A 17,868-nucleotide genomic window follows, 5' to 3' on the forward strand; every position below is an offset into this window, starting at 1 on the left:
TTGAGGATCGTATGTTCTTACCGGGTTAATGCCAGATCAAGGACTGAAAACAGCAGGGCGGTGCCGTAGCGTTGTCCAGTGCTTACGTTGATGCCTTACCTGTATCCACAAAACCAACTCAGCACAAGACAACCTGCAGAAACTGATTGAAATAGGTATCGAACTGCAGAAGGATGAGCTATGACTTATCTTCACAAAAAATCTGAGTGATGACCGTCGGTCCTAATCATTAGGAGGAAAAGACTCCCTCTTGTCGAATTATGTATGGATAATGGAAAGGGGTGAATGAATTGGAGAAAACCATCGAAAAAATTGTCGCATTTAGGGATGAACGAAATTGGGGACAATTCCACAATCCTAAAGACCTTGCTATCTCATTGAATCTTGAAGCAAGCGAACTTCTCGAGTTGTTTCAATGGAAAGATAGTGAAGAAGCGATAGAGAAAAATAAAACTGAGATTCAAGATGAGCTAGCAGATATAGCATACTATGTATTATTGATGTCACATGATCTAGGTATAGATCTGAAAGAAGCACTGTTAGAAAAATTAGAAAAGAATAAAAAGAAGTATCCTATCGAAAAGGCATATGGGAGTAATAAAAAATATACTGAATTTCAGGAGGAAATATGAGACAAATACTGCTGCAACCTGCTGCAAGTTCTAAGCCGTTAAAACATTTTAATGAAACGATAAAAAACAGAGTTTCACAATTGAAATTAAAGGGATTTTTAACGGAAGATGAGATGAATCGGATTAAGGAGATTTATCAAGAAAATGATGTACCAGTATGGGGAGTAATCAAATCAGAAGATCTAAGTAACAAAAAACAATGGGAAAAAATTCGTGAGGATGATATCGCATTGTTCGCTGGAAAAAAGATCTATGCTTCAGGTGTTGTTACATTCAAAATTCACAATATTGATCTTGCTAATGAACTTTGGCCTGATAATGAACAACCATTCGAGTATATATATTTTCTTGATAAGATTGTAAATCATGATATTTCAAAGAAAGAAATTAATTTTTACATAGGTTATTCTATTAACAATCCAATTCAGAAATTTACTGTTATTGATCCAGAGACAAGTATAACTGTCCTTGAAAGGTACAAGTATTTCTCAAATAGTGTTAATAGCGATATGAACGACCAGCTATATGATATAAGTAAAAAGCCCCTGAAGAAATATGAAGGTTTTACGCGAAAAGAAGTTCACGATATATTTGATCCAACTAGTAAATTTATCTCTCAACGAGGAACTTGGGGATTTAAAGGTATAGTTAAATTACCAGGAGATCTAAATGATTTTGTTTTTTTTGTTACGTACGGTAGAACAGAAAAACATCATAAATTTGATGAGGAGATTACAGTTGATGGAATCATTAATTGGCAATCACAACCTAAGCAAAAACTCAATAGTGATATGATTAAGATCTTAATAAATCATGACCACGAAATAAATAATGTTTATTTATTTTTAAGAACAGACGGATACAACCCTAAATACAATTATTTAGGTAAGTTAGCGTATCTGGAGCACGATATAAACAAAGAACAACCAGTATACTTTAAGTGGCAGATCCTCGATTGGGAGTTATCCCAAGAAGAAGCAACGCACTTTGGATTAGAGTTAGTAAATAGTTCCAATGAGATACCTATAGAGAATCTCGTTAATAATATTCTTACGGAAGTACCTGCTCCGAAGCATGAAGATATGAAAACTAAGAAAGGAAAACAAAGTTTTAAAGGTAAAAAGATAAATCATATTAAAAATAGCATAGTTAATAAGAAGATTGGTGATAAGGGAGAATTATTAGTTCTTCAACATGAAAGGAGTCTTCTTATTGAAGCGGGTCGACAGGATTTAGCTGACGATGTAGAGCATATTTCAGTTCTAATAGGCGATGGAACAGGCTATGATATTAAATCTTATACTCCGGAAGGAGACATAAAATATATAGAGGTGAAAACTACAGTTGGAGATGTTAGTTCTCCAATATTTATTTCCTTAAGAGAGCTTTTATTTTCTCAACAAAATCCAGAGAGTTATTATCTTTATAGAATTTTTGATGTTGATTCTAAGCGAAATTTTTGTGTTTATAGAGGTGACTTGTCTGAGCAATTAAATTTGGAACCAATTCAGTTCAAAGCGATTCCATAAATCTAAAAAAACCATCCTAGAGGGTGGTTTTTTTAGATTTATGGATAATGTATAAAGCTAGTAGTTTATATTTTTTGGGGGTGGTGACATGTAATATGGCCAGAGTACGTAGTCCTGAACGTAACAAAGCGAAACAAATATGGCTAGAGAGCGGCGGGACGATGAAGCTTAAAGACATCGCCGCTGCTCTTTCTATTGGTGAGACACAGGTCCGCAAATGGAAGTCACTAGACAAGTGGGCTGCTGATCTGAATAGTAACGTTACCAATGAATCGAAAGGTAACGTTACTAAACGAGGTGCTCCTAAGGGGAACAAGAACGCCGTAGGTAATCGTGGCGGTGCTCCACCTGGCAATAAACGAGCCATTGGTAATAAAGGCGGTGATGGTGGCCCTTTTGGAAATAAGAAGGCCGTTAGCACTGGAGAGTATGAAACGATCTGGATGGATGCCCTGGAAGACGACGAACAGGATCTGATCAGGCTTATCGATACCGATCCGATCCAGCAAGCTGACGACATGATCTATTTACTAACCATTAGGGAACGTCGTATGCTGCAGAGGATCCAACGGCTCATGAATGGACTAACCGAGAAACAACGCCGGGTATTAAATGAGCTCAAGGCGATCAAGGATGTTATGGCAGTTCACGATGAAAAGACGGGTGTAACGAAGTCGGTACCGGTTACCAGGACTGAGATGGTAGAGACACAAGTCGAAGAGACGGAGTTCAGGACCATTGACGACATCATTAAGCTAGAGGAAGCTTTGACTCGTGTTCAGAATCAGAAGATAAAGGCGATAGAGTTGAAAAGCAGGATGATGATTCACGATGAAGAACTACAACTTAAAATTAACAAACTGAAGGCCGAGGTCGCGTTACTTGTGCAAAAGGCAACGAACGATGATGATAAGCCAATCGAGATCATGATTAGGCGTAAGGGTGATACCTGATGATTGAAAAAGAGGTAAACCCACATTTTGAAGACTTCCTGTTTGAGTGGTCTACAAAGTTTCAGTTCCTTGTTGGTGGGTATGGGTCGTCTAAGAGTTATCATGTAGCCCTGAAGCTTATCCTAAAGTTATTGAGCGAAAAACGTACAGCTTTGGTTGTTCGTGAGGTATACGACACTCATAGGGACTCAACATTCTCCTTATTAGAAGAGATCGTAATTGATTTAGGGTTAGATCACAAAATCAAGTGTCTAACGTCGCCTATGCAGCTACGCTTTCCTAATGGAAGTAAGATCATATTCAAAGGGATGGATAAACCGCAGAAGCTAAAGTCTATCAATAACATCTCAATTGTATGGTTGGAAGAATGTTCAGAGATCAAGTATGAGGGTTATAAAGAGTTGCTAGGACGGCTACGGCATCCAACCTTAGACCTTCATATGATACTGTCCACGAATCCGGTAGGAGAGGATAATTGGTCCTTTACCCACTTCTTCAAAGACGATCTTATTAAACGCTTTGTTTTAGATGACAATGAGTTGTATGAAAAACGATCAATCATATTGAAAGACACCTATTATCACCACTCAACAGCGGATGATAATTTATTTTTGCCTGAAAGCTACATTAAGCAGCTGGATGAAATGAAAGAGTATGACCCAGACCTTCATCGCATTGCGCGTAAAGGTCATTTTGGCGTGAACGGAACGCGTGTATTGCCACAGTTTGAGGAGTGGTCACATGAGAAGATTATGGAAGCTATAGGAGCCATTAGAGAGCCCATTAAACGAGTGGGTATGGACTTTGGTTTCGAAGATTCATATAACGCTATTGTTCGCATGGCTGTTGATCATAAAGAAAAGATCCTCTATATTTACTGGCAATATTACAAAAACAAAATGACTGATGATCACACGGCGATAGCAATTGCTGAGTTTAAACAATCGGAAGAGCTGATCATTGCTGATAGCGCAGAGCCAAAAACGATTCAATACTTCAAGCAAAATGGATTTCGTATGAAAGGCGCTAAAAAGTTTCAAGGCTCAAGATTAGCCAACACCAAGAAGATAAAGAGATTCAAAAAAATCATATGCTCATCGAATTGTCCGGACGTTATCAGAGAGTTGAAATATTTAACTTATAAGGTCGACAAGAGCGGCCAGATCATACCGGATGAGTTTAAAATCGATCCTCACTCATTTAGTGCAGTGTGGTATGGGCTGGATGAATATGAGGTATCGGACCTGAAAGGTAATTCGATACGGACGATCAATGCAAGTGATTTAGGATTGTAGGAGGTGAGACAATCGGATGGATGCAATAACGATAAATATATCAAAGATCAAGGTAGGGCGCGATACAGAGCCTACGCCACAATTGGTAGCTAATATCATAACCGAGGGCAAAAGGCGTGTACCGCGATATGAGAAGCTTGAGAGGTACTATAAGGGCGAACACGATATTATTAATCGGCAACAAGACGGTGACAAGCTAAATAATAAGCTGGTCAACAACTACGCCAAGTATATAACAGATATCACAACTGGTTACTTTATGGGGCAGGCGGTCACATACAACGCGGACAAAGAGAAGAAAGTGCAAATGGTGGAAGTGTTTGATGTTCTTGACGGTAACTTTGAAGAGGATATCAATTATGAGCTTGCTAAAGACAACTCTATTAGTGGAGTGGCCTATGAGGTTGTATATGCCGATGCTGACGCTAATGTTAAATTCAAATACCTGGACTATAAAACGGTGATACCTGTTTATTCGGATGACATCGAAGAGGATTTGATATTTGCGATTAGATACTATACCACCCATGACTTTGTTACAAACGAAAAGAAAGAAAAAGCAGAGATATACACAGCGACTAAGATAATCGAATGCGAGTATATCAATGGTGTCTGTACTTTTACGGATGAACGAGAACATTACTTTGGAGATGTGCCGATCATTGAGTATGTCAACAATGAGGAGCGTATGGGTGATTTTGAAGTTGTCCTAACACTGATAGATGCGTATAACAAAGCACAATCGGATACGGCAAATGATTTTGAATACTTCACGAATGCATACTTGGTGTTGAGTGGTCTTGGTGGGACACAAGGATCGGACATTAATAAGTTTAAAAAGGATCGTGTCATGCTCTTAGATGGTGAGGGGTCCAAGGCTGAATGGCTCATCAAAGAAACGAATGATGCAGCCACAGAGAATTACAAGTCGCGCTTACAAAAGGATATACATCGTTTCAGTCAAACTCCCAATCTAACTGATGAAGAGTTTGCGGGGAACCTATCCGGTGTGGCGCTGAAGTACAAGCTTTGGGGAGTTGAACAAATAGCATCTATTAAAGAGCGGAAGTTTCAAACTGGATTAATTAAACGGCTGCAACTAATCACTAACTTTTTAAATACAAAAGGTGCTGATTATGACTACAACGATATCAACTTAACATTTAATCGTAACGTCCCTCAGAACCTAGTAGAGCTGGCTAAGATGATCTCTGATCTATCTGGACTTCTTAGTGAACGGACTCAGTTTACGTTGTTGCCGTTTGTTGATGACGTGGATTCGGAGATAGAGCGTAAACAGGATGAGAGAGATGCGGTCATGAATGAATACCCCACCTTAGGGACAAAAGAAGTTGATAATGAATGAAATCTTTGGACTACTGGAAGAAGCGCAGTGAACAGATAGCCAAGCGTCAATATGACAAGGCTGATGCTTATGAGGTTGTCCAGCGTAAAGAGTATGATCGAGCCATTCAAAGCATCAAGAAAGACATCGAGGTCTTTTATCAACGGTACGCCATCAACAATGAGGTGACCTATGCAGAGGCCCGTAAACAGCTAACTAAGGGTGAATTGAAAGAGTTCAAGATGACTCTTGAAGAGTTCACTGAAAAGGCAAGAGATAACGCGGGTGGTCGTTGGACGCAAGAGTTAAATAACGAATATTACAGGACTCGTGTAACTCGTTTAGAGGCGTTACAGACTCAGATCAATCAACACACTGAGATACTAGCAGGGAGTCGCCAAGAGGGCACAGAGAAGCTTCTATCTGATATATACACAGACTCCTATCATCACACACTATTCGAAATTCAATCAGGCAGCGGAATTGGTGCATCTTTTGCTAAAGTGGATCAAAAAGGAATGGACACAGTATTAGGAGCCAAACTGGATGGTCGCAACTGGTCACAGCGGATATGGGATGATCTTACTAAGATAAGACAGGAATTGCAGACAAAGCTTTCACAGTCCTTCATTCGCGGGGACAACATCGACCGCACGATTAAAGATGTTGTTGACCGTATGAATGTATCAAAATCCAATGCAGAGCGCCTGGTGCAAACCGAGAGTGCTTTTTTTGTTGGTCAAGCAACGATGGATGGATATAAAGAAAGTAGCATTGTTGAGCAATATCAGATCTTAGCGACATTGGATAGCAAAACTAGTCTTATATGTAGGGACTTGGACAACAAGACATTTAAGTTATCTGAGATGGAAGTTGGAGTTAATTACCCACCACTGCATCCAAGATGCCGTACAACGACCACAACGTACTTTGATGACGATGATTTTGAGGATGTGGGCGAACGGATAGCGAGAGATCCTGACGGCAGTACCTATCATGTTCCAGCAGACATGAATTACAATGAGTGGTATCAAAAACATGTGGTAGATAAATACAGCCAAGAAGAAATAGACATCATGAAAAAGAAAGATGCCAATGTGTTGAATGACAAAAAAGAATACGAGAAATACAAGTGTATTTTTGGGAAGGATTTAGAAGCGAAAAGCTTTGTCGAGTTCCAAGATTTGAAGTATACTAATAGTGAGAAGTGGGATCAATTAAAGAGTCGGAAACAAGTGGTTTTGAACTCGAAAGAGTATCGGAAATCATTTAATGGTATATTTGGTGATAAGGAAGTAAGAGAATGGTATAAGTATCATGATAAGAATATTCCGAATAAGCTGAATGAAAGTAATAGTATTGAAAAGCAAGCTTCCAAAGCGCATTCTTTGAGGAATAAATATAGAACAGAAGCCCGATTGATGATGAGTAATAGAGGCGAAGCAGAAAGACTAAATAAGGAGTTTCCAAATCAAACCTTAGAAGAATTGCTGGCTCATAAGAAAAAGAAATATGGTTTGGATGGAATAGATGCATACAAGGATATAATCAGGAGCTCGCAGACTACTAACAAAAAAGTGAACAAATCACTAGGATTGGAGGAATAGCCATGATTGAATACAACATATGTAATCAAGCAGATGAAGCTATCTTTGAAAAACAATGTTTGGCTCTCGAAAAGAAGATTCCAGGCCTAATTAAAAAGGAACTATTACACGATGTTGATGATAGTAAAATCCAATATTACAAGCTCGGTGAATCCTCTGTTACTGTCCATAATGATTTTTACTTGAATACCGTCTACGTGAAATCCGAAATAGGATTAGAACAGTTTTTCAATTAAGCACTTTCAACCTTAACTGGGAGATGGTGCTTTTTTCATGCTCCTGCTATAAAAAGACACCTTATACCTAAACACCTTCGAATCTGATGGTGTTTTTATTTTGTCCAAAACGTGCTGATGACGCTATAAAAGCCGCACGAGACTAGCCGTCGGGCGTAAAACGGGAGGAATACACTCTATGAAGAAATTCGTTAAATCTAAATATCGCTTTCCTTTAAATCTGCAACTCTTTGCTGATGATGATGACGATGGTGGAGAGGAGCAAGACACAAGCGATGAGAGTGACAAGGATGGCGAAAAGGATAAGGATAAAGAAGCCGCTTTTACCCCTGAACAACAAGCGAAGATCGATGCTTTGCTCGCTAAGACGATAGCCAAGGAACGCGCTAAACGCGACAAAGACGTGGAAGCAGCCAAGACCGAAGCTGAAAAGTTAGCTACGATGAATGCCGAGCAAAAGGCTGAGTACGAACGTACCAAGCGTGATGATGATCTCGCAAAGCGTGAAGGTGATATCACTCGTAGAGAGTTGCGAGCAACAGCACTGGAGACATTGGCCGAAAAAGGCTTACCGCGTCAATTGGCTGAAATCCTTTCTTATACTGACGCAGATGCCACTAACGCTAGTATCGAAGCTGTAGACAAGGCGTTCAGGGAAGCTGTTGAGATTGGCGTTACGGATCGTTTGAAGGGTAAACCTCCAGGTGCCGGAAGTGCAGCAGGGGCAAAGCCGGGAGATTTCGGCAGACAGTTAGGCGAGCAGTTGGGTAAGGGAAATGAAGGATTGGAAAAAGCAAAAGAAAGCTACTTCAAATAAAAGGACGGAGGATGAAAAATGAGTAAATTTGTTGAATCAACGTATACAAACAGAAACGAGATTTTAAAGTTTCCTGACCACTACGTCAATTTAGCGGTAACAGTGGATGATACAGGAATCACAGCTAATGCCGATGGTAAGAAGATTGTTCCGGCAGGGACGATCATTGGAAACGGTATCCTTACGGATCAAACCAAACTAGCTAAGAAAGCAGTAACGACAACAGATGTATCTAATGCAGAGGGCGTTTTGTTTAATGATACGGATGTAACTTACGGACCCGCACCAGGAGCGATGACTATCCATGGTTTTATAGCCATTGATAAAATTCCACTGGCACCTACTGCAGCGGAAATAACAGCGCTAAAACAAATCACATTTATTAAATAAGGAGGAAATAAATTATGCCTACAATTTTTGAATTAGTAACAGCTGCCAACGTAACCGCGTATCACCAAACCAACCCATCGAATACCGTACCGTATTTGGGGGCTACGTTGTTCCCGCCTAAGAAGCAATTGGGACTCGATCTGAGTTGGATTAAAGGATCTAAAGGTCTACCGGTCGCACTTATGCCATCCGAGTTTGACGCGAAGGCAACGTTGCGTGATCGTATAGGAGTTAAAAAGATTGAAACTGAAATGCCATTCTTCCGTGAGGGGATGCGTATTGGAGAAAAGGAGAGACAACAATTAAATACCGTTCTTCAAACCAATAACAACGCATTGATCAACCCTGTTGTTAATGCTATTTATGATGATATAGATGGGTTGGTTAGAGGTGCAGACGTGCAGCCTGAACGCATGATCATGCAATTGTTATCCACTGGTAAAATCAGAATTACCGCTAATCGGCAAGACTATGACTATGATTACAAGATGCCAGCTGGTCATCGTGAAACGTTAACAGGTACGGCAACGTGGGACAAGGAGACAGCAACGCATGTTCAAGATATTCGTGCGTGGATGGATACCATTGAAGATGACACAGGAACACGACCAGAAGGTGCTGTAACCACTCGTAAAACGTGGAACGACTTACTTGCTAGTAAAAGCATCCGACTTGATATGAACCCTCTAGGTGGTCAAAACGTCATTCTTACTGATGACCTGTTAAGACAATACCTACAGTCTAAGTTGGGACTTTCGGTTGCTGTGTATAACAAAAAATACACGGATGAAACAGGGGCACAAAAACAATTCTACCCAGACGATCACTTCACGCTCATTCCTTCCGGAAACCTTGGTAATACGTACTACGGCACAACCCCAGAGGAATCAGATCTGATGACTGGTAGTGTAGCTGCTGATGTATCGATTATTAACACAGGTGTGGCAGTTACAACTATTAAAGAGCCACATCCAGTCAACGTAGAAACCATTGTTTCTGAGATCGTGCTACCTTCTTTCGAAACAATTGATAATATCTTTATTGCAAAAGTAGTGTAAATGAGAGAGGGCAACCTCTCTTTTTATTATTAAATCTATGAATATGAAGGAGTGTTTGTAAATGAGTGAACCAAGGATTAAGAACAATCCGAAAGTTTCTGGTGAAGTAGTGACTAGTGCTGATAATGATGTGTCAAAAGAAGGTGCCGGAACAACTGAAACGGTAGTAACACCACAGGAAACGAAACTTGTAACATTCTCTGTTAATGTCAAACACAATGACAAGCGATATAAAAAAGGCGACAAAGCGGAATTTGGTCCCGAGGATGTAGCTGTGTTGACTGGGGCAGGAGTAATTCTTACGTCTGAGGAGTGATTACGTGATCACGACAGAAGAGATATGGACCATAGTAAAGGCACGTATGCGGCTAGATGATGAACTTAAGTCACTTGCTGAATCTTACATCGAAGAGATTGGTTGGCGTATTAAAAACTATTGCCGTGTTAGCGAAGTACCGGAGGGGCTCAGGTATACATGGGCCTCAATGGTCACTGGTGCGTTGCAGGCCGAGCAATCAACTTTAGATGCCATTGACGATACGATAGCGACTGGTGAAAACATAAAGATTGGTGACACCTCTGTTTCACCTGTCAACGGTATAGGAACAGCGTCTAGACAGGATGTAATTGACGGTTTGATATTAAACTACGCTGCCGATTTGAATCGTTACCGCAGACCGGGCTTGGTGGTGTGGTAATGAATCTTAGAAGACACCGTAAAGCGATTGAAAAGCTATATGAGGACAAATGTACAATAAGCCGATATGGACCAGTCAACCAGCCAAACGGAAGCACTAAGAATGAATTGTATGCCGTTCATACTGATGTAGCTTGCCGAATCTCTCGTAAAGCATTAGGTAGCAACGGGCAAACCGAATCGGTTAACAATATTGCATACGAGACAAAACTCTTTATCTCTCCTGATATAGAGATCAAGCAGGGCGACACTATCAATGTAACGCGTGGGACGCTTGAACGCTTGTATACGGCGGGGGAGCCTTTTCCCTACTCAACGCATCAAGAACTAAGCATTCAAAGGAGTGTGAAGGCATGAGTGGAACAGCGAAGAGGATTTATCCTGAAAGCAAAACAGGATTGATTAATTATATAGAGGAAAACTTTCATAGCATTGATCAATTTGTCGTTACACTGCTCATGAAAGATGGAACATCTCTCACGGTCTATGATACTTACACCTACCTTGAAGCGCTTGGACTAACAGAAATACAACGAGATTGCATTCATGAAGATGCACACAATGATTGCTTCATTTGTAAGAAAAGGTGATCTGATGGCTAAATGGGGAAGCTTTGATTTCGGGCAGATGGAACAGATGGCGAAGAGGTTTAAAACAGCAATGGACCAGCGCGTAATTGAACGGTGGATCAGAGAGTTCCTTTTGGAGATGGCCTATCGAGCTGATCGCAAGATTAAAAAGCGCACACCTGTAGGTGATACAGGAGAGTTGAGACGTAATTGGCAAGTAGGCAAAGTCGAGAAACGTGGTGGTGCCTATGTTGTTGAGATATTCAATAACACTGAATACGCCCCCTTTGTAGAATTTGGTCACCGCACAGGTAAGGACTTAACCAAATGGGTAGAAGGTAGATTCATGATGACAATATCCATGCAGGAGATGGAACGTGAGTTGCCGCGCTATTTAGAAAAGAAACAAATGGAATTACTCAATCAGTTAATGAACGGCCGTAAGGGGTGAAGCCGTGGTAACAGTTAAAGATGTTGTGGATGGCGTGATAATGAAGCTAAGCCAAGCCTTTCCAGTCGCAACCATATATGAAGAAGAGATCAAGCAGGGCTTAGTTGAGCCTTGCTTTTTTGTTAAGCTTTTTCCCGTTGCGCAAGATAAAGAGTTTGGCAGACGCTATAAACGCTATCACAATTTTGATGTGCATTACTTCCCACTATCCAAAGTGGACGCAAATGTAGAGATGCACAACGTAGCTGAGATGCTATATGACGTATTGGAATGGATAACAGGTTCACACCATGGCTCTAAGATGAATCATGAAATCATTGACGGTGTACTTCACTTCTTTGTTTCATACGATTTTCACGTTATGCGACCAAAACAAGATTATCCGAAGATGAAAACTCTCACCAAGGAGGGATTTATTAAAAATGGCTAAAGTTGATGACAAGCCGGTAGTTACCCAAGGGTATACCAAATCACAAATCACTGAATCCAAGAGGTTCACAGGACAAAAGGATATCCTGAATGGACTCTTGGAAGATGGCAAGACATACACGATCGAAGAGGTCGAAAAGATTACAAAAACATTTTTAGGAAAGGAAGTGAAGTAACATGGCTGGAGGATCGTTTACAACCCAAAACAGAAAAAGACCTGGCGTGTATTTTGATATAGTTTCTGAACCGAAACCACTCGGAACCTTAGGGGAGCGTGGCATAACTGCATTAGCTCTCACATTGCCATGGGGACCATCTAAACAACTTATCGCTGTAGAGGCGGGAGCAGATACATTCGATGCTCTCGGGTACGATATTACAGATGCTTCATTACTATTAGTCAAAGAGTCACTTAAACGGGCTAAGACATTACTGTTGTATCGTCTCAATGAAGGTGTCAAAGCTACAGCAACACTAACTGATTTAACGGTAAAGGCTAAATACGGCGGTGTGCGTGGTAACGATATTTCAATCATCATACAAACTAATATAGATGATCCTGCTAAGTTTGATGTTAATACACTGGTATCAGGGGCTGTAGTGGATATGCAGATTGTCTCAAGCATTGCAGGGCTTACAGATAATGACTGGGTAGTGTTTAGCGGCACAGGCGCTTTAACTGTCACGGCAGGGCTACCGCTTATCAATGGCACCAATGGCGTTGTAACAAATGCCGATCATACCGCATTCCTCGAAGCGCTTGAATTGCAAGACTTCAACACTGTTGGATTGACTACCGATGAAGCGCAACTGAAATCAGTCTACACAGCCTTTGTAAAGCGCCTTAGAGAGGATGAGGGCAAAAAGGTACAAGCAATAATGCCTGATTACCCTATTGCTGATTACGAAGGTGTAATAAGCGTTAAAAACGGTGTGGTGCTATCTGATGGTACAACACTCACGAATGCTCAGGCAGTCGCATGGGTGGCAGGTGCTACGGCAGGGGCTAACGTTAATGAAGCTCTAACATACAGCGCCTATGACGACGCTGTAGACGTTTCACCACGTTATACCAATACTCAGATCATTGCTGCATTAACTGCGGGAGAGTTCGTATTCACAGCTAACGATGGTAGGGCGATTGTCGAGCAGGATATTAATACTCTTCATAGCTTCACAGTTAAGAAGGGTAAAGAGTTCAGAAAGAATCGTGTTATCCGAGTATTGGACGGCATAGCGAATGATCTAAAAAGCATATTCGAGAAATTCTATATCGGAAAAGTAGATAACAATGCGGACGGTCGTAATTTGCTAAGAAGTGAAGCGATCAGTTACTTTACTACATTGCAAAATATCAACGCCATACAGAACTTCGATGCACAAAATGATATTTCATTCATTCAAGGGGTTGAATCTGACGCGGTATTTGCGGAGAGCTTCATACAGCCAGTGGATAGCATCGAGAAAATCTATTTCCGCTTAAAAGTTAAGTAGGACACGGGAGAGCTGAGAGGGGCTCTCTTTTGTTTTTTAAAAATATGAAAGAGTAGGTGATGTGGTATGTCATTCCTAAATATAGGGGATACGATATCCGGTCAAGAAGGTCGGGCGTATGCGACAATCGGTGGGCAAGTAGAAGAAATGTTCTACGTCAAGTCCCTAGAAGCTACTGTTGAGAAGAATAAAACTGAAGGAAAGACACTAGGGAAGCGCGGAACACAACATAAAGCTAACGGCTGGACAGGCACTGGTAGCATGACAATCTATTATGTTACATCTCGCTTCAGACAATTGATGCTTGAATATATCAAGACTGGTAAAGATACGTACTTTGATATCACTATCATAAATGAAGATGAAGGTTCCACAATCGGCAAGCAAACCACTGTACTACGAGGAGTTAACTTAGACAGTGTGATTATGGCAAAGATTGATACAGAAAGCGAAATACTTGAAGAAGATGCTGATTTCACATTTGACGATGTTGATATTTTAGACCAATTCGTAGCCCCAACGTTGGGTTAATAATAGGAGGAATTATATATGAGTGACTTGAGTATGTTTTTTGCACAGAATGCAGCAGTTGAGGTGGCAGAAGAGTTTGAAGTTTCTCCACGCTTTAAGGATAAGGAAGGTAAAGTTGGTAAGTGGAAATTACGATCAATCACTGAGGATGTTAACCAAGAGTTGAGAAAATCGGCGACAAAGAAGGTTAAAGGTAAGGGTGGAACTTATACGTCTGAGGTTGATCAAAACGAATACCTTTCCAAACTTGTTGTCACTTGCGTGGTCTATCCAGATTTAAAGAATGCAGAGATTCAAAAATCTTACGGAGTAATTGGAGCTGAAAATCTTCTTCGCAAAATGTTACTCCCGGGTGAGTTTAGCGGACTAACGGAAAAGATCACAGCTATTAATGGATTTGACCAGGACATGAACGAGTTGGTAGAAGAAGTAAAAAACTAATAGAGGAGGGCGATGGTGAGGCTAATCTAGCTTACTATGCCCTCCATGAGTTACACATACTACCTCACGATCTGATGAGTATGAGAGCGGAAGAACAAGCCGCAATCTATGCGATGATATCTGTAAAGATTGAAAAGGAAAAGAAAGAACAAGCGAAATCTAAAAGTAAGAGTCGTAAAAAATGATAGACCAAACCTCTTTAGTTTGATAAGGTTATTGGTAAATATGACCTATACAGGGGGTTTGACTATGGGAGCGAAAAACGCAGTTATTGCTGGGGACTATGAACAAAGAAAATTTCTTGTGTCAAAAGGAAAATTGATTATCGGTATCGGTTGGAAAGGTAATGTAACAATATCGAAAGATACTGTTGAATCGTGGGAAGAAGTGAGTGAGGAGCATACCAAGAGTGCCGCAAGCGCTATCGGTAGGGGACTAGTAGGCTCGCTTATTCTTGGGCCTGTGGGTTTGCTTGCAGGGTTAAGCGCTAAAAATAAAGGCACACACGTTGTCGCGGTGCAGTTTAAAGACGGCAAGAAGAGCCTATTTGAACTAGACGACAAGCTATACAAAATATTAATGACAACCATGTTCTAACACCCTACTCCACAGGGTGTTTTTTTATTGTCTTAAAGGAGGTGCGCAATGGCGACTGTATCATCTAGCCTTAAGTTGTTTGACTCCATGAGTGGCCCTTTAAAAGGTATTACATCAAGTATGAACATGGTGATAACTACCATGCAACAGATGCAAAAGGCGACCGACAGAAACGTAAACGTTGACAAGGGTCTGATCGCGGCCAAGAAACAAATAGTGGCAGCGGAAGCGGCGATAAAGTCATCTATCGATCAAGCAACGAATAGCCAAAACAAGTTTAATAAATCACTTAAAGATGGCAAGGGTCACGGATCTGGACTGCTTAGCAACATCAAAGCCATGGCGGCAACATATCTAACCATAGCAGGTGCAAAGAGTCTTTTTGGGTCTACTATAGGCGGTTCTATGGAGCAACAAAAAATGCAAGATATGCTTATTGCCCGTACAGGTGACGCAAGGATAGGCACAGCCATGTTTGATCAGTTTAAAAAGGATGCACTAGCAGCCGGGCAAGATGTTAATAAATCACTTGTTGGTACACTATCATTCTTCTCCACTACTCAAAACACGGATCATTTGAAGCAGTTGAATAACTTGGCACAACGGATGAACGCCTTTGATAGTGCCGGGAACGGTATAGAGGGTGCTACATTCGCACTAAAGGAAGCTATGTCGGGGGATATCGTCTCACTGGCAGAGCGATTTAACATGTCCAAAACTGACATTAGAGCCTTTGGTATTGACGATCTGGGTAAAGCAGGAGACATGGACGGATTTATTAAAGCCTTCGACAAACTGCTTGAAAAGCAAAAGATGGGACAAGCTGCATTTGACATCATGATGGCGAGCCCTGCTAAGCAGTTGGAAACACTAGGGAACAACGTAAAATCAATGTTTGCGGATGCGGGCGGGTCAGCAACACAGGCGCTCTTGCCCCTGATAACGATGATTAACGAAGCATTTAAGAGTGGGACATTCCAACCGTTTTTCGATGCATTAAGCACAGGATTAGCTTGGACCACAAATCTTGTTGTAGGATTTGCGAACGGCGCGATGTGGTTATTCAACGTCATAAGTGATAACGGAGCAACGGTGAGTGCTATATTAGCTGGCATTGGCACGGTGATAGCTTTACTAGTTATACCTAAGTTGTGGGCAATGATACCAATATTATGGAAAGCGGTAACCCCAGTGTTGGCGCAAGCTGCGGCTTGGATGGCTATTCACTGGCCCATCCTCTTAATCGGTCTTGCTGTAATGGGACTCATACTAATACTACAAAAAATGGGCGTATCCGTTGCTGATGTTGTTGGGTTTATGATGGGTTGGTTCATGATGTTGTATGGTTATATATATAACAAAGTAGCGTTAATATGGAATATATTTGCGAGTCTTGCAGAGTTCCTGAACAACCTGTTTATAGATCCTATATACGCGATACAAAAGCTTATTTATGACTTAGCCGTTACCTTTGGCGGTCAAATGATCAACATGCTCCGTAGCGCTGAGGACTTCGCAGGTGGGTTTATGAAGACTATCTTAGGTGGCATAAATGGCGTGCTTAAAGGTTTTAACTGGCTGAGTAAAAAGATATCCGACATGACAGGCGTAGATCTAGGGACTGCCGATATGTTTGATGTTGAAAACATTAATTCTGTGTCTGATAAAATGCAGGGAATGATGGATCAATGGGAAAAGCCTACTAGCACAAAGAATGTCGTTAGCTTTGGACGCATGGAAGAAAAGAATCTCAAAACGCAATTTGACTCAGGTTTTAAAACGGGGTCCGACTTTGCTAAGGGTGTCGATTTATCATTACCAAGCATGGGTGGTGCCGATCTAAATGCTTGGAACGCTACTGAGGACAAAAAGAAAAAGAACATAGGCACAGTAGATAAGATAAAAGGTAAAGTTGATATCTCTAGTGAGGATCTAAAGGTAATGCGTGATCTTGCGGAGATGAAGAACATTCAGAACTTTGTTACTCTTACACCTACTGTACAAGTTAAAACAGGCCCAATCACGAATGGAGATAACCTGGACTCTATCGTAGCTAAAATAAAGACAGGCTTGCAGGACGAGTTCGCATCAAGCGTCAAAGGGGTGATCCCAGTTGGCTGAATATAGTATTGAGCTTAGCTTTAACAATCATGAAGTGTTTTTTCAAATCCCTGTTTTGCCTGAGGATATCAGCATAGATGGCTCAGGAAATGGAGAAACACATGACGTTGCAGGTTTGGGCGAGATTAACGTTATCAAAGCTCCATCACTTAAAGAAATCAGTTTTAGTGGCGTTTTCCCTGCTGATATGACATCTACAATACAGTCAGCAGGGTTTGAACAGCCAGCGGATTTTATTATGCGTATAGAGGATTGGATGAATAAGAAGCGCCCGATCCGCTTTATTTATGTGAGTGATAGCTTAAAGATAAACATTCCGGTATCTATTGAGGATTTTAATTATAAAGAATCAGGTGGCGCTGTTGGTGATTGGGAATATGATATCTCTTTAAAAGAATATGTCTTCTACGCTGCTAAGAAAGTTGTTTTTGCCAAGACGGAAACCGCTACTGGCACAAAGACTGTTGCAGTCAAAACAGAACCGGAGCGAGCTGATGAACGAACCAAACCTAAGACGGTCACCATTAAGAGTGGAGACACGCTATTCATCATTGCAAAGAAGAACCTAGGCGATGGATCTAAGTATAAAGAGATTCAGAACTTGAATAACATTACGGATGCTCAAGTTAAGAAGCTTAAAATCGGTACCGTAATCAAACTCCCGGGGTGATGATCA

23 protein-coding genes are annotated in these 17,868 nt (G+C 41.0%); all 23 read left to right on the forward strand.

Going from position 1 to position 17,868, the window contains the following annotated elements; genetic code table 11:
- Positions 1-290: 290 nt before the first annotated feature.
- The 23 genes from AC1TO8_RS07310 (at position 291) to AC1TO8_RS07420 (ending at position 17,862) form a co-directional block, all read left to right on the forward strand.
- Positions 291-632 carry a nucleotide pyrophosphohydrolase gene (locus AC1TO8_RS07310; RefSeq protein WP_482054923.1) on the forward strand — a complete coding sequence of 114 codons (342 nt, stop codon included), beginning with the start codon at positions 291-293 and terminating at the stop codon, positions 630-632.
- A complete protein-coding gene (locus AC1TO8_RS07315) occupies positions 629-2,161 on the forward strand; it encodes a DUF3427 domain-containing protein (RefSeq protein WP_482054924.1) in 1,533 nt (510 codons plus the stop codon). The genes AC1TO8_RS07310 and AC1TO8_RS07315 overlap by 4 nt, the downstream gene beginning before the upstream one ends.
- A gap of 95 nt (positions 2,162-2,256) precedes the next feature.
- Entirely contained in the window at positions 2,257-3,114 is an 858-nt protein-coding gene (gene terS / locus AC1TO8_RS07320; RefSeq protein ID WP_482054925.1) for a phage terminase small subunit, read from the forward strand.
- Positions 3,114-4,409 (forward strand): PBSX family phage terminase large subunit, encoded by a 1,296-nt coding sequence (locus AC1TO8_RS07325; RefSeq protein WP_482054926.1) that lies wholly within the window; start codon positions 3,114-3,116, stop codon positions 4,407-4,409. Before terS ends, AC1TO8_RS07325 begins: the two co-directional genes overlap by 1 nt.
- 16 nt (positions 4,410-4,425) lie before the next feature.
- Positions 4,426-5,775: a phage portal protein gene (locus tag AC1TO8_RS07330; protein WP_482054927.1), complete on the forward strand. Its 1,350-nt coding sequence runs from the start codon at positions 4,426-4,428 to the stop codon at positions 5,773-5,775.
- Entirely contained in the window at positions 5,772-7,361 is a 1,590-nt protein-coding gene (locus AC1TO8_RS07335) for a minor capsid protein (protein ID WP_482054928.1), read from the forward strand. Before AC1TO8_RS07330 ends, AC1TO8_RS07335 begins: the two co-directional genes overlap by 4 nt.
- 2 nt (positions 7,362-7,363) lie before the next feature.
- Positions 7,364-7,597, forward strand: coding sequence for a hypothetical protein (locus AC1TO8_RS07340; protein WP_482054929.1), 234 nt, complete (start codon positions 7,364-7,366; stop codon positions 7,595-7,597).
- A 178-nt stretch (positions 7,598-7,775) separates the two neighbouring features.
- On the forward strand, positions 7,776-8,414 hold the full coding sequence (locus tag AC1TO8_RS07345; protein WP_482054930.1) for a DUF4355 domain-containing protein: 639 nt from the start codon (positions 7,776-7,778) through the stop codon (positions 8,412-8,414).
- Positions 8,415-8,432: 18 nt separating this feature from the next.
- The gene (locus tag AC1TO8_RS07350) at positions 8,433-8,804 is read left to right on the forward strand and encodes a hypothetical protein (RefSeq protein WP_482054931.1); all 372 of its coding nucleotides are present in this window, start codon (positions 8,433-8,435) and stop codon (positions 8,802-8,804) included.
- A 14-nt stretch (positions 8,805-8,818) separates the two neighbouring features.
- Entirely contained in the window at positions 8,819-9,862 is a 1,044-nt protein-coding gene (locus AC1TO8_RS07355; RefSeq protein ID WP_482054932.1) for a major capsid protein, read from the forward strand.
- A 61-nt stretch (positions 9,863-9,923) separates the two neighbouring features.
- A complete protein-coding gene (locus AC1TO8_RS07360) occupies positions 9,924-10,178 on the forward strand; it encodes a hypothetical protein (RefSeq protein ID WP_482054933.1) in 255 nt (84 codons plus the stop codon).
- A 4-nt stretch (positions 10,179-10,182) separates the two neighbouring features.
- Positions 10,183-10,560, forward strand: coding sequence for a head-tail connector protein (locus AC1TO8_RS07365; RefSeq protein ID WP_482054934.1), 378 nt, complete (start codon positions 10,183-10,185; stop codon positions 10,558-10,560).
- A complete protein-coding gene (locus AC1TO8_RS07370) occupies positions 10,560-10,916 on the forward strand; it encodes an ABC transporter ATP-binding protein (RefSeq protein WP_482054935.1) in 357 nt (118 codons plus the stop codon). Before AC1TO8_RS07365 ends, AC1TO8_RS07370 begins: the two co-directional genes overlap by 1 nt.
- A complete protein-coding gene (locus AC1TO8_RS07375) occupies positions 10,913-11,149 on the forward strand; it encodes a hypothetical protein (protein ID WP_482054936.1) in 237 nt (78 codons plus the stop codon). The genes AC1TO8_RS07370 and AC1TO8_RS07375 overlap by 4 nt, the downstream gene beginning before the upstream one ends.
- A complete protein-coding gene (locus tag AC1TO8_RS07380) occupies positions 11,106-11,579 on the forward strand; it encodes an HK97 gp10 family phage protein (protein ID WP_482054937.1) in 474 nt (157 codons plus the stop codon). Before AC1TO8_RS07375 ends, AC1TO8_RS07380 begins: the two co-directional genes overlap by 44 nt.
- A gap of 4 nt (positions 11,580-11,583) precedes the next feature.
- Positions 11,584-12,009, forward strand: coding sequence for a phage tail terminator family protein (locus AC1TO8_RS07385; protein ID WP_482054938.1), 426 nt, complete (start codon positions 11,584-11,586; stop codon positions 12,007-12,009).
- On the forward strand, positions 12,002-12,184 hold the full coding sequence (locus tag AC1TO8_RS07390) for a hypothetical protein (RefSeq protein WP_482054939.1): 183 nt from the start codon (positions 12,002-12,004) through the stop codon (positions 12,182-12,184). The genes AC1TO8_RS07385 and AC1TO8_RS07390 overlap by 8 nt, the downstream gene beginning before the upstream one ends.
- A gap of 1 nt (position 12,185) precedes the next feature.
- The gene (locus AC1TO8_RS07395; RefSeq protein WP_482054940.1) at positions 12,186-13,502 is read left to right on the forward strand and encodes a phage tail sheath family protein; all 1,317 of its coding nucleotides are present in this window, start codon (positions 12,186-12,188) and stop codon (positions 13,500-13,502) included.
- Positions 13,503-13,568: 66 nt separating this feature from the next.
- A complete protein-coding gene (locus tag AC1TO8_RS07400; protein WP_482054941.1) occupies positions 13,569-14,033 on the forward strand; it encodes a phage tail tube protein in 465 nt (154 codons plus the stop codon).
- An 18-nt stretch (positions 14,034-14,051) separates the two neighbouring features.
- Positions 14,052-14,474 carry a phage tail assembly chaperone gene (locus AC1TO8_RS07405; RefSeq protein ID WP_482054942.1) on the forward strand — a complete coding sequence of 141 codons (423 nt, stop codon included), beginning with the start codon at positions 14,052-14,054 and terminating at the stop codon, positions 14,472-14,474.
- 249 nt (positions 14,475-14,723) lie between these two features.
- A complete protein-coding gene (locus AC1TO8_RS07410) occupies positions 14,724-15,071 on the forward strand; it encodes a hypothetical protein (RefSeq protein ID WP_482054943.1) in 348 nt (115 codons plus the stop codon).
- Positions 15,072-15,119: 48 nt separating this feature from the next.
- A complete protein-coding gene (locus tag AC1TO8_RS07415; RefSeq protein WP_482054944.1) occupies positions 15,120-17,192 on the forward strand; it encodes a hypothetical protein in 2,073 nt (690 codons plus the stop codon).
- Positions 17,185-17,862, forward strand: coding sequence for a LysM peptidoglycan-binding domain-containing protein (locus AC1TO8_RS07420; protein WP_482054945.1), 678 nt, complete (start codon positions 17,185-17,187; stop codon positions 17,860-17,862). The genes AC1TO8_RS07415 and AC1TO8_RS07420 overlap by 8 nt, the downstream gene beginning before the upstream one ends.
- Positions 17,863-17,868: the final 6 nt, after the last annotated feature.

This window comes from Paenibacillus sp. Y859, assembly GCF_056786405.1.